Source organism: Actinoplanes sp. CA-252034, from assembly GCF_050956125.1.
Classification (GTDB): Bacteria; Actinomycetota; Actinomycetes; order Mycobacteriales; family Micromonosporaceae; genus Actinoplanes.
This window is the reverse complement of the sequence record NZ_CP191846.1, coordinates 644,981-664,785: the sequence shown is the minus strand read 5'-3', so window position 1 is coordinate 664,785 and position 19,805 is coordinate 644,981. Positions and strand designations below refer to the sequence as shown.

Sequence of the window (19,805 nt, the reverse complement as noted above, 5' to 3'; positions counted from 1 at the left end):
TTTCCGCACCGATGAGCACCCGAAGCGCAATCGGGGCCTCACGCCCCGCACAGGGCCGTTTACGCCCACCTCCACAACGGAGGAGGCCGCGGCCCCGGGGTGTCCCGGAACCGCGGCCTCCTACCGCTTCACGCCTTACAGCTCGGTGACGGAGCCACCGGCAGCAGCGATCTTCTCCTTGGCCGACTCGCTGAACGCGTGCGCCGAGATGGTCAGCGCGACGCCGCCCAGCTCGCCGGAGCCCAGCACCTTGACCGGCTGGCCCTTGCGGACGGCGCCGGCCTGAACCAGCTCCGCCGGGCCGATCGAGCCGCCGTTGGGGAACAGCTCGGCGAGCCGGTCCAGGTTGACGACCTGGAAGACGACCTTGTTACGGGGCCGGTTGCCCAGACCCTTGACCTTCGGCAGGCGCATGTGGATGGGCATCTGCCCACCCTCGAACGACGCCGGGGTGTTCTTACGGGCACCCGTGCCCTTGGTGCCGCGACCGGCGGTCTTGCCCTTGGAACCCTCACCACGACCCACGCGGGTCTTGGCGGTCTTCGCACCGGGCGCCGGACGCAGGTGGTGAACCTTGATCGCCATTTACTCGACCTCCTCGACAGTGACGAGGTGGTTCACCGCGAAGATCATGCCCCGAATCTCGGGGCGGTCCTCCTTGACCACCACATCGTTGATCCGCTTCAGGCCGAGCGACCGCAGGGAGTCCCGCTGGTTCTGCTTACGGCCGATCCCGGACCGGATCTGGGTGACCTTCAAGCGTGCCATCAGTGCACCGCCGCTTCCGCACGCGCTGCCAGCATGGCTGCCGGCGCCACGTCCTCGACCGGCAGGCCGCGACGCTTGGCGACGGCCTCCGGCGACTCGAGGCCCTTCAGAGCGGCCACGGTCGCGTGCACGATGTTGATCGGGTTCGACGAGCCGAGGCTCTTCGACAGGATGTCGTGGATGCCCGCGCACTCGAGCACGGCGCGCACCGGGCCACCGGCGATGACGCCGGTACCAGCGGAAGCCGGCTTGAGCAGGACGACACCCGCGGCAGCCTCACCGGTGATCGGGTGCGGAATGGTCGCACCGATCCGCGGAACCTTGAAGAAGTGCTTCTTGGCCTCCTCGACGCCCTTGGCAATCGCCGCGGGCACCTCCTTGGCCTTTCCGTAGCCGATACCGACGGTGCCGTCACCGTCGCCGACGATCACCAGGGCGGTGAAGCTGAAGCGACGACCACCCTTGACGACCTTCGCGACACGGTTGATCGCGACGACCCGCTCCAGGTGCGGGGTCTTCTCGACGGGCGCGTTGCCGCGGCCGCCCTCGCGACGGTTGTCCCTGCGGTTGCCACCCTCGGTGTTACCGCCGGACCCGCCGCCTCGGCGCTGCTGACCAGGCATTGGTCAATTCCTCCTAGAACTCGAGTCCGGCTTCGCGAGCGGCGTCCGCCAGAGCGGCGATCCGCCCCGCGTACTTGTTGCCACCGCGGTCGAAGACGACCTTGGAAATCCCCGCGGCCTTGGCCCGCTCGGCGAGCAGCGAACCGACCTTGCCGGACAGCGCGGTCTTGTCGCCCTCGTTGCCCCGGATCGAGGCGTCGAGCGTGGAGGCCGAAGCCAGCGTGTGGCCCTTGAGGTCGTCGATGATCTGCGCGGTGATGTGCCGCGCGGACCGGGTGACGACCAGGCGGGGACGCTCGGCCGTACCACGGACGTTCTTGCGGACCCGGAAGTGCCGACGCGCCTTGCCGACGGCACGCTTGGCGGCAACCCCGCCGCCGTTGCGGCGCTTGAGCAGCGTGGCGGTCACTTCTTACCTGCCTTTCCAGCCTTGCGGCGGATGACCTCACCCTGGTACTTGACACCCTTGCCCTTGTAGGGCTCCGGCGGGCGGATCTTGCGAATGTTCGCGGAGACCTCACCCACCAGCTGCTTGTCGATACCGGTGACAGTGAACTGGGTCGGCTTCTCGACCGAGAAGGTGATGCCGGCCGGGGGAACCACGAGGACCGGGTGCGAGAAGCCCAGAGCGAACTCCAGGTCCTTGCCCTTGGCCGTGACGCGGTAACCGGTGCCGTTGATCTCCAGCACCTTCTTGTAGCCCTCGGTGACGCCGACGATCATGTTGGCGACCAGGGTACGCGAGAGGCCGTGCAGTTCCTTGGCCTTGCGCTCGTCGTTGGGCCGGTTGACGCTCAGCTCGCCAGCGTCCTGCGAGACCGTGATCGGCTCGGCGACGGTGTGCGAGAGCTCGCCCTTGGGGCCCTTGACCTTGACGGTCTGGCCCGAGATGGTGACATCGACGCCGGCCGGGACCGGGATCGACTTACGTCCGATTCGCGACATTTTCTAAGTCTCCAGTTACCAGACGAAGGCGAGGACTTCCCCGCCAACGCTCCGCTTGCGGGCCTGCTTGTCGGTCAGCAGTCCCTGGGACGTCGAAATGATCGCGACACCGAGACCACCGAGCACACGGGGCAGCTCGTCGGACTTGGCGTAAACCCGCAGGCCGGGCTTCGAGACGCGCTTGATGCCGGCGAGGCTGCGCTCGCGGTTCTGGCCGTACTTGAGCTCAACGACCAGACGCTTGCCGACCGCGCCCTCCTCGGGCTCCTCAGACGTCCACGCGGCGATGTAACCCTCAGCCTTGAGGACCTCGGCGATGTTCGCCTTGATCTTCGAGTAGGGCATCGTCACCTTGTCGTGGTACGCCTGGTTGGCGTTGCGCAGACGCGTGAGCATGTCTGCGATCGGGTCCGTCATCGTCATGGGTATTCGTCAACCTTTCTCGCCGGGGTTCCCGAGTGGACTCAGGCCTACGGCGAAGCGGCATTACATTCGGGTCCGCCGGGTGGCCCGCCGCGAGGGCGGGCCGGGGCGGAAAGTTACCAGGAGGCCTTGGACACGCCGGGGAGCTCACCGCGGTGGGCCATGTCCCGCACGCAAACGCGGCACAGGCCGAACTTGCGGTAGACCGAGTGCGGACGCCCACACTTCTGGCAGCGGGTGTAGGCACGCACGGCGAACTTCGGCTTCGCGGCCGCCTTGATGATCAGCGCCTTCTTAGCCATGCTCAGTTCTCCTTGAACGGGAAGCCCAGGAGCTTGAGCAGCGCCCGGCCCTCGTCGTCGGTCGACGCGGTGGTGACCACGGTGATGTCCATGCCCCGCGGCCGATCGATCTTGTCCTGGTCGATCTCGTGGAACACCGACTGCTCGGTCAGACCGAACGTGTAGTTGCCGTGGCCGTCCAGCTTCCGACCGTCGAGGCCGCGGAAGTCGCGGATACGCGGCAGCGAGATGGACAGCAACCGGTCCAGGAACTCCCACATCCGGTCGCCCCGGAGGGTGACCTTCGCGCCGATCGGCATGCCCTCACGCAGCTTGAACTGCGCGATCGACTTGGTCGCCCGGCGAATCAGCGGCTTCTGACCGGTGATGGTGGTCAGGTCACGGACCGCGCCGTCGATCAGCTTGGCATCACGGGCAGCCTCGCCGACACCCATGTTGACGACGATCTTGACAAGACCGGGCGTCTGCATCGGGTTGCCGTACTTGAACTGCTCCTGGATGGCCGGCACGACCTCGGAGCGGTACTTCTGCTTGAGACGCGGCAGCGTCTTCGCTTCGGTAGCGGCAGTCATCAGAGTTCCTTACCGGTCGTGCGCGCGATCCGGACCTTGTTGCCGTTCTCGTCAATCTTGTAACCGATGCGAGTCGGCTTGCCGTCGCCGTCCAGCACCTGCACGTTCGAGATGTGGATGGCGGCTTCCTGGGTGACGATGCCACCGGTCTTCGAACCGCGCTGGTTCGTACGGATGCGCTCGTGCTTCTTGATCCGGTTGACGCCCTCGACCAGGACCTTGTCCCGCGTCGGGTAGGCCGCGATGACCTTACCCTTGGCGCCCTTGTCCTTACCGGCGATGACGACGACCGTGTCGCCCTTCTTGATCTTCACGGTCAGAGCACCTCCGGCGCCAGGCTGATGATCTTCATGAACCGCTTGTCGCGCAGCTCGCGCCCGACCGGGCCGAAGATGCGGGTGCCGCGGGGGTCCCCGCCGTCCTTGATGATGACGGCGGCGTTCTCGTCGAAACGGATGTACGAGCCGTCCGGGCGGCGCCGCTCCTTGCTGGTGCGGACGACGACCGCCTTGACGACGTCACCCTTCTTCACACCGGCACCGGGGATGGCGTCCTTGACCGTGGCCACGATGACGTCGCCGATGCTCGCGTAACGGCGACCGGAACCGCCGAGCACACGGATGCACAGGATCTCCCGGGCACCCGTGTTGTCGGCGACGCGGAGTCGCGACTCCTGCTGGATCACGTCTGTCTCCTATGTCTGCCAGTTCTCCGGGCCACAGGCCCGAAGCTTGGCGGAACGATGGTCCGCTGGGCCGGCACAAGCCGGCCCAGCGCACTCACTTGGCCTTTTCGAGGATCTCCACGATGCGCCACCGCTTGGTGGCGGAGAGCGGACGCGTCTCCATGATCGAGACCCGGTCGCCCACGCCGGCAGCGTTCTGCTCGTCGTGCACCTTCAGCTTCCGCGTACGGCGGATGACCTTGCCGTACAGGGCGTGCTTGACCCGGTCCTCGACCTCGACAACGACGGTCTTGTCCATCTTGTCGCTGACCACGAGCCCATCACGCGTCTTGCGCTGAGCGCGCGGAGCGGCGCTGGTGTTCTCACTCATGCCGTCACCTCGTCCGGCGCGACCGAGAGACCGAGCTCCCGCTCACGCATGATCGTGTAGATCTTCGCGATGTCCTTGCGGACGACCTGGAGCCGACGGTGATTGTCGAGCTGCCCGGTCGCGCGCTGCACACGAAGGTTGAACAGCTCAGCCTTGGCCTCCCGGAGCTTCGCGACCAGTTCCTCTTCAGGAAGCTCGCGGAGCTCGGCGGCCTTAACGCCCGCTGCCATCAGCTTTCACCCACTTCGCGTGTCACGATGCGGCACTTCATCGGGAGCTTGTGGATCGCGCGGCGCATCGCCTCACGCGCGACCGTCTCGTTCGGGAACGACATCTCGAAGAGGATGCGTCCCGGCTTGACGTTCGCCACCCACCACTCGGGAGAGCCCTTACCGGAACCCATGCGGGTCTCGGCCGGCTTCTTCGTGAGGGCCTGGTCCGGGAAGATCGAGATCCAGACCTTGCCGCCACGCTTGATGTGACGGGTCATGGCGATACGAGCCGACTCGATCTGACGGTTCGTCACGTACGCCGGCTCGAGAGCCTGGATACCGAACTCACCGAAGACGACCCGGTTACCACCCTTGGACGCGCCACTACGGTCCGGGTGATGCGGCTTACGGAAGCCCTTGGGGGGCTTACGCGGCATCAGCATGTGTCAGCCCTCCTGCTGCGTCTCGGCCGAAGCCGGAGCCGCGGCGACCGCGGCGTCGTTCACGTTGTCGCCGTCACCGGTGGACCGGGACTGGGCCGCAGCCCGTCCGGCCTCGGTGCCGCCCGCGGTCGTGCCGGACGAACCGGAACGGCCACGGCGCGGACGCTCGGGACGCTCGGCGCGGTCACGGCGCGGGCGCGCGGGCGCCTCCGCCACGGCCTCGCGACCCGGAACGGCGTCGCCCTTGTAGATCCAGACCTTCACGCCGATCCGGCCGAACGTGGTACGGGCCTCGAAGAAGCCGTACTCGATGTTGGCGCGGAGCGTGTGCAGCGGGACGCGACCCTCACGGTAGAACTCCGTGCGGCTCATCTCCGCGCCGCCGAGACGGCCGGAGACCTGCACCCGGATGCCCTTGCAGATCGGGTTCTTCATGGCCGACTGCATGGCCTTGCGCATCGCGCGGCGGAAGCTGACCCGGGAGGACAGCTGCTCCGCTACACCCTGCGCGACCAGCTGAGCGTCCGACTCGGGGTTCTTCACCTCGAGGATGTTCAGCTGGACCTGCTTGCCGGTGAGCTTCTCGAGCTCGCCACGGATCCGGTCGGCCTCCGCACCCTTACGGCCGATGACGATGCCCGGCCGGGCGGTGTGGATGTCGACGCGTACCCGGTCACGGGTCCGCTCGATGTCCACCTTGGAGATGCCGGCGCGCTCGAGGCCCTTGGACATCATGCGGCGGATCTTGACGTCCTCGCCGATGTAGTCCTTGTAGAGCTTGTCCGCGAACCAGCGGCTCTTCCAGTCGGTGGAGATGCCGAGACGGAACCCGGTGGGGTGAACCTTCTGACCCATTACTCGGCACCCTCCGTGCTCTGGGACTCGGCCTTCGGCGCAGCCTTCTTGGCTGTGGCCTTCTTCGCCGGGCGGGCCGTCTGGACCGCCTCGACCGCGATGGTGATGTGGCTCGTGCGCTTGCGGATCCGGTACGCCCGGCCCTGCGCCCGCGGCCGGAACCGCTTGAGCGTGGGGCCCTCGTCGACGAACGCCTCGCTGACGAGGAGAGCGTCGGGGTCGAGCCGCTCGTTGTTCTCCGCGTTCGCAATGGCGCTGGCAAGCACCTTGTAGACCTGCTCGCTGGCGGCCTGCGGCGCGAACTGCAGGACGACCAGCGCCTCCTTCGCGGGCAGACCGCGGACGAGGTTGACCACACGGCGAGCCTTGCTCGGCGAAATGCGGACGTGCTTCGCAACTGCGCGAGAGCCCGGAAGCGCCGGAGCGTCATTCTTTACTGGCATCGCTGTAACCCCTTTCTTATCCGTGGACTGACTAGCGACGACGGCTCTTGCGGTCGTCCTTCTCGTGACCCTTGAACGTCCGGGTCAGAGCGAACTCGCCGAGCTTGTGCCCGACCATCGCCTCACTGATGAACACCGGGACGTGCTTACGTCCGTCGTGCACAGCGATCGTGTGCCCGAGCATGTCGGGAACGATGGTCGAACGCCGCGACCAGGTCTTGATGACGTTCTTCGAGTTCTTCTCGTTCTGGACTTCCACCTTCTTGAGGAGGTGGTCGTCGACGAACGGGCCCTTCTTCAGGCTGCGAGGCATCTTTTAACTCCCGTTACCCGCGCTTGCGGGTGGCGTAGCGGCGGCGAACGATCAGCTTGTCGCTCTCCTGGCCCTTGCGGCGGGTACGGCCCTCCGGCTTACCAGCCGGGTTGACCGGGTGACGACCACCGGAGGTCTTACCCTCACCACCACCGTGCGGGTGGTCGACAGGGTTCATGGCGACACCACGGACGGTCGGGCGCTTGCCCTTCCACCGCATACGGCCGGCTTTACCCCAGTTGATGTTCGACTGCTCGGCGTTACCGATCTCACCGATGGTCGCGCGGCAACGGATGTCGACGCGACGGATCTCGCCGGAGGGCATACGCAGCGTGGCGTAGGCACCCTCACGACCGAGCAGCTGGATACCGACGCCGGCCGAACGGGCCAGCTTGGCTCCACCGCCGGGACGAAGCTCCACACCGTGGATCGTCGTACCGACCGGGATGTTGCGCAGGGGAAGGTTGTTCCCCGGCTTGATGTCCGCGCCCACGCCCGACTCGACGCGGTCGCCCTGCTTCAGGTCCTTCGGCGCCAGGATGTAGCGCTTCTCACCATCGGCGTAGTGCAGCAGCGCGATGCGGGAGGTGCGGTTGGGGTCGTACTCGATGTGAGCGACCTTGGCCGGCACGCCGTCCTTGTCGTTCCGCTTGAAGTCGATCAGGCGGTACTGACGCTTGTGGCCGCCACCCTGGTGACGGGTGGTGATCCGGCCGTGAACGTTGCGGCCGCCCTTCTTGGGCAGCGGGACCAGCAGCGACTTCTCCGGCGTCGACCGAGTGATCTCGGCGAAGTCGGCGACGCTCGAGCCACGACGGCCCGGAGTGGTCGGCTTGTACTTACGGATTGCCATGATTCACAAACCCCTTAGCTGACCGGGCCGCCGAAGGCCTCGATACGGTCACCGTCAGCCAGCTTCACCATCGCGCGCTTGGTCGCCTTGCGCTGACCCCAACCGGTCTTGGTGCGCTTGCGCTTGCCCTCGCGGTTCGCCGTGTTCACGGTCAGCACGCGGACGTTGAAGATCTGCTGGATCGCGATCTTGATCTGGGTCTTGTTCGCGTCCGGACGGACCTCGAACGTGTACCAGTTCTGGTCGAGAACGCTGTAGCTCTTCTCGGAGACCACCGGGGCGACGATGATGTCGCGCGGGTCGGCGATCGTGCTCACTTGTCGCCCTCCTCGGACTTCTCGGACCCGCCCAGGAACTCGTCGAGCGCGGCCTTCGTGAAGACCACCTCGTCGGCGACCAGCACGTCGTAGGTGTTGAGCTGGCCGGCCTCGAGGAGGTGAACGGTCGGCTCGTTGCGCAGCGACACCCAGTTCAGCTCGTCCTGGCTGTCCAGAACGACCAGGACCTTGGTGGTCTGGGCGACCTTGCGCAGCGTCGTGATGGCGGCCTTGGTCGACGGCTTGTCGCCGGTGACGAACGCCTCGACCACGAACACGCGGCCGTCACGAGCCCGGTCGGAGAGGGCGCCACGCAGAGCGGCGGCCTTCATCTTCTTGGGGGTCCGCTGGCTGTAGTCGCGCGGCACGGGACCGTGCACGACGCCACCGCCGGTGAACTGCGGCGCGCGGATCGAGCCCTGACGGGCGCGACCGGTGCCCTTCTGCTTGTACGGCTTCTTGCCGCCGCCGGAGACCTCGCCGCGCGTCTTGGCCTTGTGCGTGCCCTGACGGGCCGCGGCCAGCTGCGCCACGACGACCTGGTGCATCAGCGGAATGTTCGCCTGGACGTCGAAGACGTTGGCGGGCAGGTCGACAGAGCCGGCCTTGGTGCCCTCCGCATTGATCACGTCAACCGAGCTCACTTGGCACCACCCTTCGCGGTCTTCTTCGCCGCGGTGCGGACAAGGATCAGCGCGCCCTTGGGACCGGGCACCGCGCCGCGGACCAGGATCAGGTTGCGCTCGGTGTCGACCGCCTGGATCACCAGGTTCTGCACGGTGAAGCGCTTGCCACCCATGCGACCGGCCATCTTGACACCCTTGAAGACGCGACCCGGGGTCGCGCAGGCGCCGATCGAGCCGGGCGAGCGGTGCTTGCGCTCGACACCGTGGCTCGCGCGCAGGCCGTGGAAGCCGTGACGCTTCATGACACCGGCGTAGCCCTTGCCCTTGGTCTTACCGGTCACGTCGATCGGCTGGCCGACCGTGAACGCGTCAACGGTGACTTCCTGGCCGAGCTCGTACTCGCTGGCGTCGACGGTGCGCAGCTCCACCACGTGGCGGCGCGGCGAAACGCCGGCCTTGGCGAACTGGCCGCTCTCCGGCTTGTTCACCTTCCGCGGGTCGATCGCGCCGTACGCCAGCTGGACAGCCGCGTAGCCGTCCTTCTCATCGGTACGGACCTGGGTCACGACACAAGGGCCGGCCTGCACCACGGTTACCGGGACGACCTTGTTGTTATCCCAGACCTGGGTCATGCCGAGCTTGGCGCCCAGGATCCCCTTAACTTGCCTGTCCATTGTCCGGTCCCTACAGCTTGATCTCGATGTCGACGCCAGCCGGCAGGTCGAGGCGCATGAGCGAGTCGACCGTCTTCGGAGTCGGGTCGATGATGTCGATCAGACGCTTGTGCGTGCGCATCTCGAAGTGCTCGCGCGAGTCCTTGTACTTGTGCGGCGAACGGATCACGCAGAAACGGTTGATCTCCGTGGGCAGCGGCACCGGGCCTGCGACCTGCGCCCCGGTACGCGTCACCGTCTCGACGATCTTCCGCGCCGAGGAGTCGACGACCTCGTGGTCATAGGCCTTGAGCCGGATGCGGATCTTCTGTCCCGCCATGGTGGCTTCTGTTTCCTTCTCTCGATGCCGCTACCTGCGGAAGCGGGTAACCTCCGCATGCCCGCAGGACGCTTGATCCTGCGTTGTCCGACCCCGCGGTCGGGCGTGTCGCGCCTCCGGGCCTATGGAGCCCAGGCAGAGTGTCAAGCACTCCAGTCGATCACGGGGATCTGTGGTGTCGGGCGGCAAACAGAACACACCCGGACACCCGGCGAGGGTGGGCAACTGAGGACAGCTACCCACCCCGCGCGGACGCAACCTGACTAGTATGCCGGATTGAATCCGGCATTACCAATCGGGGTCACCTGAGGGCAGAGCCCTCAATCACTTGGTGATCTTCGTGACCGTTCCGGCGCCGACGGTGCGGCCACCCTCACGGATCGCGAACTTCAGACCCTGGTCCATGGCGATCGGCTGGATCAGCTTCACGGACATGGAGGTGGAGTCGCCCGGCATGACCATCTCGGTGCCCTCGGGCAGCGTGACGACGCCGGTGACGTCCGTGGTGCGGAAGTAGAACTGCGGCCGGTAGTTCTGGAAGAACGGGGTGTGCCGGCCACCCTCCTCCTTCGAGAGGATGTAGACCTGGCCCTCGAACTCCGTGTGAGGAGTAGAGGTACCCGGCTTCACGACGACCATGCCGCGCTCGACGTCCTCGCGCTTGATGCCGCGGAGCAGCAGGCCGACGTTCTCGCCAGCGCGAGCCTCGTCGAGCAGCTTGCGGAACATCTCGATGCCGGTGCAAACGGTCTTGGTCGACTTCTCGCGGATACCCACGATCTCGACCTCCTCGTTCGGCTTGAGGATGCCACGCTCGGCGCGACCGGTCACCACGGTGCCACGGCCGGTGATCGTGAAGACGTCCTCGATCGGCATGAGGAACGGCTTCTCGGTCTCACGCTCGGGCTGCGGGATCGCGGTGTCGACCGCGTTCATCAGCTCGAGGAGCTTGCCGGTCCACTCGGGGTCACCCTCGAGGGCCTTGAGCGCCGAGACGCGCACGACCGGCAGGTCGTCGCCCGGGAACTCGTAGGTGCTGAGCAGCTCGCGAACCTCGAGCTCGACGAGCTCCAGGAGCTCCTCGTCCTCGACCATGTCGCTCTTGTTCAGGGCGACGACGATGTACGGAACGCCGACCTGGCGGGCCAGGAGGACGTGCTCCTTGGTCTGCGGCATCGGGCCGTCGGTCGCGGCGACCACCAGGATCGCGCCGTCCATCTGCGCGGCACCGGTGATCATGTTCTTGATGTAGTCGGCGTGGCCGGGGCAGTCCACGTGCGCGTAGTGACGCGCCGCGGTCTGGTACTCGACGTGCGCGATCGAGATCGTGATACCACGGGCCTTCTCTTCAGGCGCCTTGTCGATCTCGTCGAACGGGGTGTACGGGTTCAGGTCCGGGAACTCGTCGTGCAGGACCTTCGTGATGGCCGCAGTCAGCGTCGTCTTACCGTGGTCGATGTGACCAATGGTGCCGATGTTGACGTGCGGCTTAGTCCGCTCGAACTTCGCCTTCGCCACTGGTGTCCTCCTGTGGACTGATCATTACTTTTCGCCCGGCACGCCAGTAAGGCGCTCAGGACTCTGTCGACTGCCAGTGCACGTGCGGCCCTCGACAGGCCGCACGTGCCTCAACGCATCAGGCGCCGGTGGCCTTAGCGATGATCTCCTTCGCCACGTTCTGAGGAACCTCGGCGTAGGAGTCGAACAGCATGCTGTAGCTCGCCCGGCCCGCAGTCTTCGACCGGAGGTCGCCGACGTAGCCGAACATCTCCGAGAGCGGGACCAGAGCCTTGACGACGCGAGCGCCGTGGCGCTCCTCCATCGACTGGATCATGCCACGCCGGGAGTTGAGGTCGCCGATGACGTCACCCATGTTGTCCTCAGGGGTGGTGACCTCAACGGCCATCATCGGCTCGAGGAGAGCCGGGTCGGCCTTGCGGGCCACTTCCTTCATCGCCATGGAGCCGGCGATCTTGAACGCCATCTCGGAGGAGTCGACCTCGTGGTACTGACCGTCGACCAGCGTGAACCTCACGCCGACCAGCGGGTAGCCGGCGAGGACGCCGTACTGCAGGGAGTCCTGCGCACCCGCGTCCACCGAGGGGATGAACTCCTTGGGGATGCGTCCACCGGTCACCGCGTTCACGAACTCGTACGTGGGGCCGTCCGCGTCGAGCGGCAGCGGCTCGACGTTGACGACGACCTTCGCGTACTGGCCCGAGCCACCGGTCTGCTTCTTGTGGACGTACGTGTGCTTCTCCACAGTGCCGCGGATCGTCTCGCGGTAGGCCACCTGCGGCTTGCCGATGTTGGCCTCGACGCTGAACTCGCGGCGCATGCGGTCCACCAGGATGTCCAGGTGGAGCTCGCCCATGCCGGCGATGATCGTCTGACCGGTCTCCTCGTCGTTGAAGACGCGGAAGGTCGGGTCCTCCTCGGCCAGACGCTGGATCGCAGTGCCCAGCTTCTCCTGGTCCGACTTGGTCTTCGGCTCGATGGCGACCTGGATGACCGGCTCCGGGAAGGTCATCGACTCGAGGATGACCGGCTTGGCCGGGTCGCTGAGCGTGTCACCGGTGGTGGTCTGCTTCAGACCCTGGACGGCGATGATGTCGCCGGCCTGCGCGGTGGCGCGCTCCTCACGCTTGTTCGCGTGCATCTGGTAGATCTTGCCGATCCGCTCTTTCCGGTCCTTGGTGGAGTTGATCACCTGAGTACCGGTCTCGAGCGTTCCGGAGTAGACCCGGACGTACGTGAGCTTGCCGAGGTGCTTGTCGGTCTGGATCTTGAAGGCCAGCGCCGAGAAGGGCTCGTCGTTCGACGGCTTCCGCAGGACCACGGTCTCGCCGTCGGTCGCGGTGCCCTCGATGGCCGGGATGTCCAGCGGCGACGGCAGGAACTCGACAACGGCGTCCAGCATCGGCTGCACACCCTTGTTCTTGAACGCCGAGCCGCAGAGCACCGGGTTGGCCTTGCTGGCGATCGTGGCGCGCCGGATGGCGGCCCGGATCTCCTCGACCGAGACCTCTTCGCCCTCGAGGTACTTCTCCATCACGGCGTCATCGACGTCCGCGAGGGTCTCGATGAGCTTCTCGCGCCACTCGGCGGCCTGGTCGGCGAGGTCGGCCGGGATCTCCTCGACCGCGTAGTCCTCACCCTTCTGGGTCTCCCCACGCCAGGTGAGCGCGCGCATCTCGATCAGGTCGACGACACCGATGTGGTCGCCCTCGAGCCCGATCGGGATCTGGAGGACCAGCGGGGTGGCGTTGAGCCGGTCGATCATCATCTGCACGCAGCGGAAGAAGTCGGCGCCGGTCCGGTCGAGCTTGTTGACGAAGCACATCCGGGGGACGTCGTACTTGTCCGCCTGACGCCAGACGTTCTCGGTCTGGGGCTCCACGCCGGCAACCCCGTCGTACACCGCGACCGCACCGTCGAGCACACGCAGCGACCGCTCGACCTCGACCGTGAAGTCGACGTGGCCGGGCGTGTCGATGATCTGGATCGTGTGGCCCTTCCACTCGCACTTGGTGGCGGCGGAAGTGATGGTGATACCGCGTTCCTGCTCCTGCTCCATCCAGTCCATGACGGCGGCGCCCTCGTGGACTTCACCGATCTTGTACGTGATGCCGGTGTAGAACAGGATGCGCTCAGTCGTCGTCGTCTTACCAGCGTCGATGTGCGCCATGATGCCGATGTTGCGAACCTTGGCGAGCGCGTCTGCGGCGGCCACGTCCATCCCTACTTTTCTTCGTCGTCGTCTCGTGGACCGGTACGACTGCCGTGGCCCGGCGGTTGCCGGGCCCGCAGCAGGTTCTTACCAGCGGTAGTGCGCGAAGGCCTTGTTGGACTCCGCCATCTTGTGAGTGTCCTCGCGACGCTTGACAGCGGCACCCAGGCCGTTGCTGGCGTCGAGCAGCTCGTTCTGGAGGCGCTCGATCATGGTCTTCTCGCGGCGGGCCTTGGAGTACTGGACCAGCCAGCGCAGACCGAGGGTGGTCTGGCGCGGGGTGCGGACCTCGACCGGAACCTGGTAGGTCGCGCCACCGACACGGCGGCTGCGAACCTCGAGGGTCGGCTTGACGTTGTCCATGGCGCGCTTGAGGATCACCACGGGGTCGGTGCCGCTCTTCTCGCGGGCGCCTTCCAGGGCTCCATACACGATGCGCTCGGCGAGCTGACGCTTGCCGGCCGTGAGGATCTTGTTGACCAGCTGCGTTACCAGCGGGGAGTTGTACACCGGGTCAGCGACCACAGGGTGGCGCGGAGCGGGTCCCTTACGCGGCATGTCAGCTCTTCTCCTTCTTCGCGCCGTAACGGCTGCGGGCCTGCTTGCGGTTCCGGACACCCTGGGTGTCCAGCGAACCGCGAACGATCTTGTAGCGGACGCCCGGAAGGTCCTTAACACGACCGCCACGCACGAGCACGATGGAGTGCTCCTGCAGGTTGTGGCCGACGCCCGGGATGTACGCCGTCACCTCGATCTGGCTGCTGAGCTTCACACGAGCGACCTTGCGCAGCGCAGAGTTCGGCTTCTTGGGGGTGGTGGTGTACACGCGCGTGCACACGCCGCGCCGCTGAGGACTTCCCTTCAGCGCCGGCGTCTTCGTCTTGCTCGTCTTCGCCTGGCGGCCCTTGCGGACCAGCTGCTGGATCGTGGGCACCGGGTTTCTCCGCTCCCTTCGGCCGCTTCCTGTAATACGGCCGCACCGTGTATGTCTGCCTCTGTGTGCCGGACCCTCCCCGGTGGGGAGTGTCCCGCACCCGCGGTCGGGCGTGTCGTCCGGCTCACGGTCCCATCGCGCGTGAAAGGTTCACGCGCTCCGGATGTTGTCTGTGTGAACAGGGCCGTTCGCCGACCCTGTTCGTCGTGGTGCTCTACCCGTCGCACGTTCCGAAACGGGTGCACGCACGAGTTGCCCGGGCGAGCCCGGGCACGAGGGGAAAGACTACCCACCCTGCGCACCCAGGTCAAAATGAGCCCAGGCTCCCACGATGGACATCTCCGTATACCAGTGTACCGGGTACTCCTGCGCACCATCTCCGCGGTGCCGGATCTGCGCTCTGGGCAGTGTCACAGCGGTGTTGAGCGCTCATGACAACTGCAGTGCCAGACCCAGGCCGAGAGCCACCAGGGACAGTGCGGCGCCGGTGATGCCGCAGGCGATCCCGGCCGTGCTCAGCCCCCGTCCGGTGAACCGGACCCGGCCGGGCGCGGCAGGTCTCGCGATCTGCCGGCGGGCGAACACCCCGAGCGACACCGCGCCCGCGCACGCCATCACGCTGAGCAGAACGAACGCCCCAGCGATCCAACCGCCCCACCCCTCCTCCGCCCCGGACAGCCCGAAGCAGAGCACCGCGATCGAGACCAGGATCGCACCGATGCCGGCCACCAGCGACCCGATCGCCGCACCCGAGGTGAGCGGGGCCACCTGGAGGTGGACCAGGCCGAACCCGGTCCCGGTCACCTGATCCACCCGCTCGGGCTGCCAGGCCGCGGTGGGCGGCGGAGGCGGCACGTAGGCGTAGGGCGGCGACGCATACGCCGAGGGCGGCGCACTGTACGGCGTCGGCGGAGGGCCGAACGACGGCTGGTACGGCGGGCCGGGGGGTTGCGTCATATCGAAAGCATGTCACCCGTACGAGCCCCGCTGCAGCCCACCCTGTGCGGCCGTGGCGGCGGATTCAGTCGGTGCCCGGGGCGAAGTCCTGCCCCGTGGGCGCCGCGGCCAGGTGGAGCAGGCCGGCGATCAGCAAGACCACCAACGCGGTCAGGGCGAGCACCAGCCCCGCCCAGGCGAGCCGCTGCCCTCGCCGGATCCAGGCCGAGCCGGTCAGGTAGCCGCCCGCCGCATAGGCCTGACGGGCCGCCTGGCGGGCCAGCAGCAACGCCAGCGTGGCCGGAATCACCCCGCCCACGAGCGGGCCGGTGAGCAGCCCCACCAGGCCGAGGGCGAAGACGGCCCGCGCCTTCGTCGCCGGCACCGGCTCCGGGTCCATCGGGTGGCGGGTGGGGACGACGGGAAGAGTCACCAGACCATCTTAGGAACGCCCATGGGGCGGCCGCGCCATGCGCGACCGCCCCATGGGGAGAAACCCTTAGCGGTACGACCCGAAGTCGAAGTCGTCCAGCGGCACAGCCTGCCCGCTGGCCGGCCCGAAGCCGTAGTCGGTCTCCGGGTACCCGGTCATCGAGTACACCTTCGCCTTGGCCTCCTCGGTCGGCTCGACCCGGATGTTGCGGTACTTGGAGATACCGGTACCGGCCGGGATGAGCTTACCGATGATGACGTTCTCCTTGAGGCCCACCAGCGAGTCGCTGCGCGAGTTGATCGCAGCGTCGGTGAGCACCCGGGTGGTCTCCTGGAAGGAGGCCGCCGAGAGCCAGGAGTCGGTCGCCAGCGAGGCCTTGGTGATACCCATGAGCACCGGACGACCGGCGGCGGGCTCGCCACCCTCGCCGACGAGCCGGCGGTTCTCCGACTCGAAGAGCGCCCGGTCGACCAGGATGCCCGGCAGGAACTCGGTGGCACCGGAGTCGATGACCGTCACCCGCTTGAGCATCTGGCGGATGATGATCTCGATGTGCTTGTCGTGGATGAGCACACCCTGCGAGCGGTAGACCTCCTGGACCTCACTGGTCAGGTGGACCTGGACCGCACGCGGGCCCATGATGCGCAGCAGCTCGTGCGGGTCGATGGTGCCCTCGGTGAGCTTCTCGCCGACGCCGACGTGGCCGCCGTCCGGGATGCGCAGCTTGACGCGCTTGGAGATCTTGTCGTAGACGATCTCCTCGCTGCCGTCGTCCGGCACCACGATGATCTTGCGAGAGCGCTCGCCGTCCTCGATGCGCACGCGTCCCGGGGTGTCGGCGATGGGCGCCTTGCCCTTGGGCACACGGGCCTCGAAGATCTCCTGGACACGCGGCAGACCCTGGGTGATGTCCTCACCCGCGACACCACCGGTGTGGAAGGTACGCATCGTCAGCTGCGTGCCGGGCTCACCGATCGACTGGGCCGCGATGATGCCGACGGCCTCGCCGATGTCGACCGCCTTGCCGGTCGGCAGCGACCGGCCGTAGCAGGCCGCGCACACGCCCAGCTTCGACTCACAGGTGAGCACGCTGCGGACCCGCACGTTCTCGACACCCGCGGCGACCAGCTTGTCGACGAGGATCGAGTTGAGGTCGTCACCGCGGGCCACCACCAGGTTGCCGTTGCTGTCGCTGATGTCGTCGGCCAGCGTCCGGGCGTGCACACCGGTCTCGGCGTGCACGTGGACGACCAGCTTGCCGTCCGCCTCGCGCTCGCCCACCTGCATCGGGATCGCGCGCTCGGTGCCGCAGTCCTCTTCGCGGATGATGACGTCCTGCGAGACGTCCACCAGACGACGGGTCAGGTAACCCGAGTCGGCGGTACGCAGCGCGGTGTCGGCCAGACCCTTACGGGCACCGTGCGTGGAGATGAAGTACTCCAGAACGGTCAGACCCTCACGGTACGACGAGGTGATCGGGCGCGGGATGATCTCGCCCTTGGGGTTGGCCACCAGACCACGGATCGCGGCGATCTGCCGGAGCTGGAGGAGGTTACCGCGGGCGCCGGAGTTGATCATGACCCAGAGCGGGTTCTCCTGCGGCAGCGCGGTCTCCATCTCCTTGGAGATCTCGTTGGTCGCCTTGGTCCAGATGTCGATGAGCTCGCTACGACGCTCCTCGGAGGTGATCAGACCGCGCTGGTACTGCTTGTCGATCTGGTCGGCCTCACCCTGGTAGCGGGCGAGGATCTCCGGCTTGCGCGGCGGTGCGATGACGTCGCCCATACCGATCGTCACACCGGACCAGGTGGCCCAGTGGAAGCCGGCCTCCTTGAGCGCGTCGAGGGTCGCGGCCAGGGCGACCTTCGGGAAGCGCTCGGCGAGGTCGTTGACGATCGCCGACAGCTGACCCTTGCGGATCTCGTAGTTGACGTACCGGTACCCCGGAGGCAGCGTCTCGTTGAAGATGACACGGCCCAGGGTGGTCTCGACCAGGACCTGGTCACCCTCCACCCAGTCCTCGGGCGCGACCCAGGCCTCGCCCTTGGCACCGTTGTCCACGCCGATGATCTCGCGGAGGCGGACCTTGATGGACGCCTGGAGGTGCAGCTCACCGTTGTCGAACGCCATCCGAGCCTCGGCGTCCGAGCTGAACACCCGGCCCTCACCCTTGGCACCGACGGTCTGGTGCGTCAGGTAGTACAGCCCGATGACCATGTCCTGGGTGGGCATGGTGACCGGCTTGCCGTCGGCCGGCTTGAGGATGTTGTTCGACGACAGCATCAGGATCCGGGCCTCGGCCTGCGCCTCGGCCGACAGCGGCACGTGCACCGCCATCTGGTCACCGTCGAAGTCGGCGTTGAACGCCGTACAGACGAGCGGGTGGATCTGAATGGCCTTGCCCTCGACCAGCTGGGGCTCGAAGGCCTGGATGCCGAGGCGGTGCAGGGTGGGCGCGCGGTTCAGCAGAACCGGGTGCTCACTGATGACCTCTTCGAGGACGTCCCACACGACCGGGCGCTGACGCTCGACCATCCGCTTGGCGGACTTGATGTTCTGCGCGTGGTTCAGATCGACCAGGCGCTTCATCACGAACGGCTTGAACAGCTCCAGCGCCATCTGCTTCGGCAGGCCGCACTGGTGCAGCTTGAGCCGGGGGCCGACGACGATGACGGAACGACCGGAGTAGTCCACGCGCTTGCCGAGCAGGTTCTGACGGAACCGGCCCTGCTTGCCCTTGAGCATGTCCGACAGCGACTTCAGCGGGCGGTTACCCGGACCGGTGACCGGCCGGCCACGACGACCGTTGTCGAACAGCGCGTCGACGGCCTCCTGGAGCATCCGCTTCTCGTTGTTGACGATGATCTCGGGAGCACCGAGGTCGATCAGACGCTTGAGGCGGTTGTTCCGGTTGATGACCCGGCGGTACAGGTCGTTCAGGTCGGAGGTGGCGAAACGGCCACCGTCGAGCTGCACCATCGGGCGCAGGTCCGGCGGGATGACCGGGACGCAGTCCAGGACCATGCCGAGCGGCGAGTTGCGGGTGTTCAGGAACGCCGCGACGACCTTGAGCCGCTTGAGCGCCCGGATCTTCCGCTGGCCCTTGCCGCTGCGGATGATCTCCCGAAGGTTCTCCGCCTCGGCGTCCAGGTCCATGTTCTGGAGCAGCGCCTTGATGGCCTCGGCACCCATGCCGCCGGTGAAGTACTCACCGAAGCGGTCACGCAGCTCGCGGTAGAGCAGCTCGTCGGTGACCAGCTGCTTGGAGTCGAGCTTGCGGAAGGTGTCGAGCACCTCGTCGAGGCGGTCGATCTCGCGCTGGGCCTTGTCCCGGATCTGGCGCATCTCGCGCTCGCCGGCTTCCTTGACCTTGCGGCGCACGTCGGCCTTGGCACCCTCGGCCTCGAGCTCGGCGAGGTCCTGCTCCAGCTTCGCAGCCCGCTTCTCGATCTCCGAGTCGCGGCTGTTCTCCGACTGGCGCTTCTCGGCGAAGATCTCGTTCTCGATCGTGGACATGTCACGGTGACGCGACTCGGCGTCAACGCTCGTGATCACGTACGAGGCGAAGTAGATGATCTTCTCGAGGTCCTTGGGAGCAAGGTCCAGCAGGTAGCCGAGCCGGCTCGGGACACCCTTGAAGTACCAGATGTGGGTCACCGACGCGGCCAGCTCGATGTGACCCATGCGCTCACGGCGGACCTTGGACCGGGTCACCTCGACGCCGCAGCGCTCACAGATGATGCCCTTGAACCGGACCCGCTTGTACTTGCCGCAGTAGCACTCCCAGTCCCGCTGAGGACCGAAGATCTTCTCGCAGAAGAGTCCGTCCTTCTCGGGCTTGAGGGTGCGGTAGTTGATCGTCTCGGGCTTCTTGACCTCGCCGTGCGACCACTGCCGGATGTCGTCAGCGGTAGCAAGGCCGATGCGCAACTCGTCGAAGAAGTTGACGTCGAGCACTTGGACTATCCCTCGTGTTTCGTTGCTCGGGTGAATTCAAGGCCGGCGGGTGGCGGCCCCGGGCTCATACGA

Annotated in this window: 28 protein-coding genes; all 28 read right to left on the bottom strand. The window is 66.7% G+C overall.

Annotated features, from left to right (window positions below):
* Positions 1-135: 135 nt before the first annotated feature.
* Complete coding sequence (rplO, locus tag ACQPZW_RS03155) at positions 136-585, bottom strand: 50S ribosomal protein L15 (RefSeq protein WP_433793329.1); 450 nt, start codon at positions 583-585, stop codon at positions 136-138.
* Positions 586-768 (bottom strand): 50S ribosomal protein L30, encoded by a 183-nt coding sequence (rpmD, locus tag ACQPZW_RS03150; protein WP_043531070.1) that lies wholly within the window; start codon positions 766-768, stop codon positions 586-588.
* Positions 768-1,391 carry a 30S ribosomal protein S5 gene (gene rpsE, locus ACQPZW_RS03145; RefSeq protein WP_043531072.1) on the bottom strand — a complete coding sequence of 208 codons (624 nt, stop codon included), beginning with the start codon at positions 1,389-1,391 and terminating at the stop codon, positions 768-770. Before rpsE ends, rpmD begins: the two co-directional genes overlap by 1 nt.
* 13 nt (positions 1,392-1,404) lie before the next feature.
* Positions 1,405-1,800: a 50S ribosomal protein L18 gene (gene rplR / locus ACQPZW_RS03140; protein WP_433793328.1), complete on the bottom strand. Its 396-nt coding sequence runs from the start codon at positions 1,798-1,800 to the stop codon at positions 1,405-1,407.
* Positions 1,797-2,336, bottom strand: coding sequence for a 50S ribosomal protein L6 (gene rplF / locus ACQPZW_RS03135; RefSeq protein WP_433793327.1), 540 nt, complete (start codon positions 2,334-2,336; stop codon positions 1,797-1,799). The genes rplR and rplF overlap by 4 nt, the downstream gene beginning before the upstream one ends.
* Before the next feature lie 15 nt (positions 2,337-2,351).
* A complete protein-coding gene (rpsH, locus tag ACQPZW_RS03130) occupies positions 2,352-2,759 on the bottom strand; it encodes a 30S ribosomal protein S8 (protein ID WP_093618752.1) in 408 nt (135 codons plus the stop codon).
* 116 nt (positions 2,760-2,875) lie between these two features.
* A complete protein-coding gene (locus tag ACQPZW_RS03125) occupies positions 2,876-3,061 on the bottom strand; it encodes a type Z 30S ribosomal protein S14 (protein ID WP_014440734.1) in 186 nt (61 codons plus the stop codon).
* Between the two features lie 2 nt (positions 3,062-3,063).
* Positions 3,064-3,633 (bottom strand): 50S ribosomal protein L5, encoded by a 570-nt coding sequence (gene rplE, locus ACQPZW_RS03120; RefSeq protein ID WP_433793326.1) that lies wholly within the window; start codon positions 3,631-3,633, stop codon positions 3,064-3,066.
* On the bottom strand, positions 3,633-3,953 hold the full coding sequence (gene rplX, locus ACQPZW_RS03115; RefSeq protein WP_109598814.1) for a 50S ribosomal protein L24: 321 nt from the start codon (positions 3,951-3,953) through the stop codon (positions 3,633-3,635). Before rplX ends, rplE begins: the two co-directional genes overlap by 1 nt.
* Positions 3,950-4,318 carry a 50S ribosomal protein L14 gene (gene rplN, locus ACQPZW_RS03110; RefSeq protein ID WP_093618755.1) on the bottom strand — a complete coding sequence of 123 codons (369 nt, stop codon included), beginning with the start codon at positions 4,316-4,318 and terminating at the stop codon, positions 3,950-3,952. Before rplN ends, rplX begins: the two co-directional genes overlap by 4 nt.
* 94 nt (positions 4,319-4,412) lie before the next feature.
* The gene (gene rpsQ / locus ACQPZW_RS03105) at positions 4,413-4,688 is read right to left on the bottom strand and encodes a 30S ribosomal protein S17 (protein WP_433793325.1); all 276 of its coding nucleotides are present in this window, start codon (positions 4,686-4,688) and stop codon (positions 4,413-4,415) included.
* The gene (rpmC, locus tag ACQPZW_RS03100) at positions 4,685-4,918 is read right to left on the bottom strand and encodes a 50S ribosomal protein L29 (protein ID WP_183222837.1); all 234 of its coding nucleotides are present in this window, start codon (positions 4,916-4,918) and stop codon (positions 4,685-4,687) included. The genes rpsQ and rpmC overlap by 4 nt, the downstream gene beginning before the upstream one ends.
* Positions 4,918-5,343, bottom strand: a complete 426-nt coding sequence (gene rplP / locus ACQPZW_RS03095; RefSeq protein WP_014440729.1) for a 50S ribosomal protein L16 — start codon at positions 5,341-5,343, stop codon at positions 4,918-4,920. The genes rpmC and rplP overlap by 1 nt, the downstream gene beginning before the upstream one ends.
* Positions 5,344-5,346: 3 nt before the next feature.
* On the bottom strand, positions 5,347-6,198 hold the full coding sequence (gene rpsC, locus ACQPZW_RS03090) for a 30S ribosomal protein S3 (RefSeq protein WP_433793324.1): 852 nt from the start codon (positions 6,196-6,198) through the stop codon (positions 5,347-5,349).
* Positions 6,198-6,641, bottom strand: coding sequence for a 50S ribosomal protein L22 (gene rplV / locus ACQPZW_RS03085; protein ID WP_433793323.1), 444 nt, complete (start codon positions 6,639-6,641; stop codon positions 6,198-6,200). The genes rpsC and rplV overlap by 1 nt, the downstream gene beginning before the upstream one ends.
* A gap of 31 nt (positions 6,642-6,672) precedes the next feature.
* Positions 6,673-6,954, bottom strand: coding sequence for a 30S ribosomal protein S19 (gene rpsS / locus ACQPZW_RS03080; protein WP_433793322.1), 282 nt, complete (start codon positions 6,952-6,954; stop codon positions 6,673-6,675).
* 13 nt (positions 6,955-6,967) lie between these two features.
* Positions 6,968-7,807: a 50S ribosomal protein L2 gene (rplB, locus tag ACQPZW_RS03075; protein ID WP_433793321.1), complete on the bottom strand. Its 840-nt coding sequence runs from the start codon at positions 7,805-7,807 to the stop codon at positions 6,968-6,970.
* A gap of 14 nt (positions 7,808-7,821) precedes the next feature.
* Positions 7,822-8,124: a 50S ribosomal protein L23 gene (gene rplW, locus ACQPZW_RS03070; protein ID WP_092548809.1), complete on the bottom strand. Its 303-nt coding sequence runs from the start codon at positions 8,122-8,124 to the stop codon at positions 7,822-7,824.
* Entirely contained in the window at positions 8,121-8,768 is a 648-nt protein-coding gene (gene rplD, locus ACQPZW_RS03065; protein ID WP_433793320.1) for a 50S ribosomal protein L4, read from the bottom strand. The genes rplW and rplD overlap by 4 nt, the downstream gene beginning before the upstream one ends.
* Positions 8,765-9,424 (bottom strand): 50S ribosomal protein L3, encoded by a 660-nt coding sequence (gene rplC, locus ACQPZW_RS03060; RefSeq protein WP_433793319.1) that lies wholly within the window; start codon positions 9,422-9,424, stop codon positions 8,765-8,767. Before rplC ends, rplD begins: the two co-directional genes overlap by 4 nt.
* Before the next feature lie 10 nt (positions 9,425-9,434).
* On the bottom strand, positions 9,435-9,743 hold the full coding sequence (gene rpsJ, locus ACQPZW_RS03055; protein ID WP_007073037.1) for a 30S ribosomal protein S10: 309 nt from the start codon (positions 9,741-9,743) through the stop codon (positions 9,435-9,437).
* A gap of 324 nt (positions 9,744-10,067) precedes the next feature.
* A complete protein-coding gene (tuf, locus tag ACQPZW_RS03050; protein ID WP_106315560.1) occupies positions 10,068-11,261 on the bottom strand; it encodes an elongation factor Tu in 1,194 nt (397 codons plus the stop codon).
* Between the two features lie 118 nt (positions 11,262-11,379).
* Positions 11,380-13,476 carry an elongation factor G gene (gene fusA, locus ACQPZW_RS03045; RefSeq protein ID WP_433793318.1) on the bottom strand — a complete coding sequence of 699 codons (2,097 nt, stop codon included), beginning with the start codon at positions 13,474-13,476 and terminating at the stop codon, positions 11,380-11,382.
* A gap of 84 nt (positions 13,477-13,560) precedes the next feature.
* Positions 13,561-14,031 carry a 30S ribosomal protein S7 gene (gene rpsG / locus ACQPZW_RS03040; RefSeq protein WP_433793317.1) on the bottom strand — a complete coding sequence of 157 codons (471 nt, stop codon included), beginning with the start codon at positions 14,029-14,031 and terminating at the stop codon, positions 13,561-13,563.
* A gap of 1 nt (position 14,032) precedes the next feature.
* Positions 14,033-14,407 carry a 30S ribosomal protein S12 gene (rpsL, locus tag ACQPZW_RS03035; protein ID WP_014440718.1) on the bottom strand — a complete coding sequence of 125 codons (375 nt, stop codon included), beginning with the start codon at positions 14,405-14,407 and terminating at the stop codon, positions 14,033-14,035.
* Positions 14,408-14,836: 429 nt separating this feature from the next.
* Positions 14,837-15,364, bottom strand: a complete 528-nt coding sequence (locus ACQPZW_RS03030) for a hypothetical protein (protein WP_433793316.1) — start codon at positions 15,362-15,364, stop codon at positions 14,837-14,839.
* A gap of 64 nt (positions 15,365-15,428) precedes the next feature.
* Positions 15,429-15,743, bottom strand: a complete 315-nt coding sequence (locus ACQPZW_RS03025; RefSeq protein WP_433797404.1) for a hypothetical protein — start codon at positions 15,741-15,743, stop codon at positions 15,429-15,431.
* 99 nt (positions 15,744-15,842) lie between these two features.
* Positions 15,843-19,733: a DNA-directed RNA polymerase subunit beta' gene (locus ACQPZW_RS03020; RefSeq protein WP_433793315.1), complete on the bottom strand. Its 3,891-nt coding sequence runs from the start codon at positions 19,731-19,733 to the stop codon at positions 15,843-15,845.
* Positions 19,734-19,805: the final 72 nt, after the last annotated feature.

Excerpts from the sequence above, each read along its gene's own strand:
- rplV (WP_433793323.1), bottom strand. The coding sequence starts at position 6,641 with ATGCCAGTAAAGAATGACGCTCCGGCGCTTCCGGGCTCTCGCGCAGTT.
- ACQPZW_RS03125 (WP_014440734.1), bottom strand. The coding sequence starts at position 3,061 with ATGGCTAAGAAGGCGCTGATCATCAAGGCGGCCGCGAAGCCGAAGTTC.
- ACQPZW_RS03030 (WP_433793316.1), bottom strand. The coding sequence starts at position 15,364 with ATGACGCAACCCCCCGGCCCGCCGTACCAGCCGTCGTTCGGCCCTCCG.
- rplE (WP_433793326.1), bottom strand. The coding sequence starts at position 3,633 with ATGACTGCCGCTACCGAAGCGAAGACGCTGCCGCGTCTCAAGCAGAAG.
- rplB (WP_433793321.1), bottom strand. The coding sequence starts at position 7,807 with ATGGCAATCCGTAAGTACAAGCCGACCACTCCGGGCCGTCGTGGCTCG.
- rpsC (WP_433793324.1), bottom strand. The coding sequence starts at position 6,198 with ATGGGTCAGAAGGTTCACCCCACCGGGTTCCGTCTCGGCATCTCCACC.
- rplC (WP_433793319.1), bottom strand. The coding sequence starts at position 9,424 with ATGGACAGGCAAGTTAAGGGGATCCTGGGCGCCAAGCTCGGCATGACC.
- rpsS (WP_433793322.1), bottom strand. The coding sequence starts at position 6,954 with ATGCCTCGCAGCCTGAAGAAGGGCCCGTTCGTCGACGACCACCTCCTC.
- rplF (WP_433793327.1), bottom strand. The coding sequence starts at position 2,336 with ATGTCGCGAATCGGACGTAAGTCGATCCCGGTCCCGGCCGGCGTCGAT.
- rpsH (WP_093618752.1), bottom strand. The coding sequence starts at position 2,759 with ATGACGATGACGGACCCGATCGCAGACATGCTCACGCGTCTGCGCAAC.
- rpsJ (WP_007073037.1), bottom strand. The coding sequence starts at position 9,743 with ATGGCGGGACAGAAGATCCGCATCCGGCTCAAGGCCTATGACCACGAG.
- rpsG (WP_433793317.1), bottom strand. The coding sequence starts at position 14,031 with ATGCCGCGTAAGGGACCCGCTCCGCGCCACCCTGTGGTCGCTGACCCG.
- rpsQ (WP_433793325.1), bottom strand. The coding sequence starts at position 4,688 with ATGAGTGAGAACACCAGCGCCGCTCCGCGCGCTCAGCGCAAGACGCGT.
- rpmD (WP_043531070.1), bottom strand. The coding sequence starts at position 768 with ATGGCACGCTTGAAGGTCACCCAGATCCGGTCCGGGATCGGCCGTAAG.
- ACQPZW_RS03025 (WP_433797404.1), bottom strand. The coding sequence starts at position 15,743 with ATGGACCCGGAGCCGGTGCCGGCGACGAAGGCGCGGGCCGTCTTCGCC.
- rpmC (WP_183222837.1), bottom strand. The coding sequence starts at position 4,918 with ATGGCAGCGGGCGTTAAGGCCGCCGAGCTCCGCGAGCTTCCTGAAGAG.
- rpsE (WP_043531072.1), bottom strand. The coding sequence starts at position 1,391 with ATGCCTGGTCAGCAGCGCCGAGGCGGCGGGTCCGGCGGTAACACCGAG.
- rplO (WP_433793329.1), bottom strand. The coding sequence starts at position 585 with ATGGCGATCAAGGTTCACCACCTGCGTCCGGCGCCCGGTGCGAAGACC.
- rplP (WP_014440729.1), bottom strand. The coding sequence starts at position 5,343 with ATGCTGATGCCGCGTAAGCCCCCCAAGGGCTTCCGTAAGCCGCATCAC.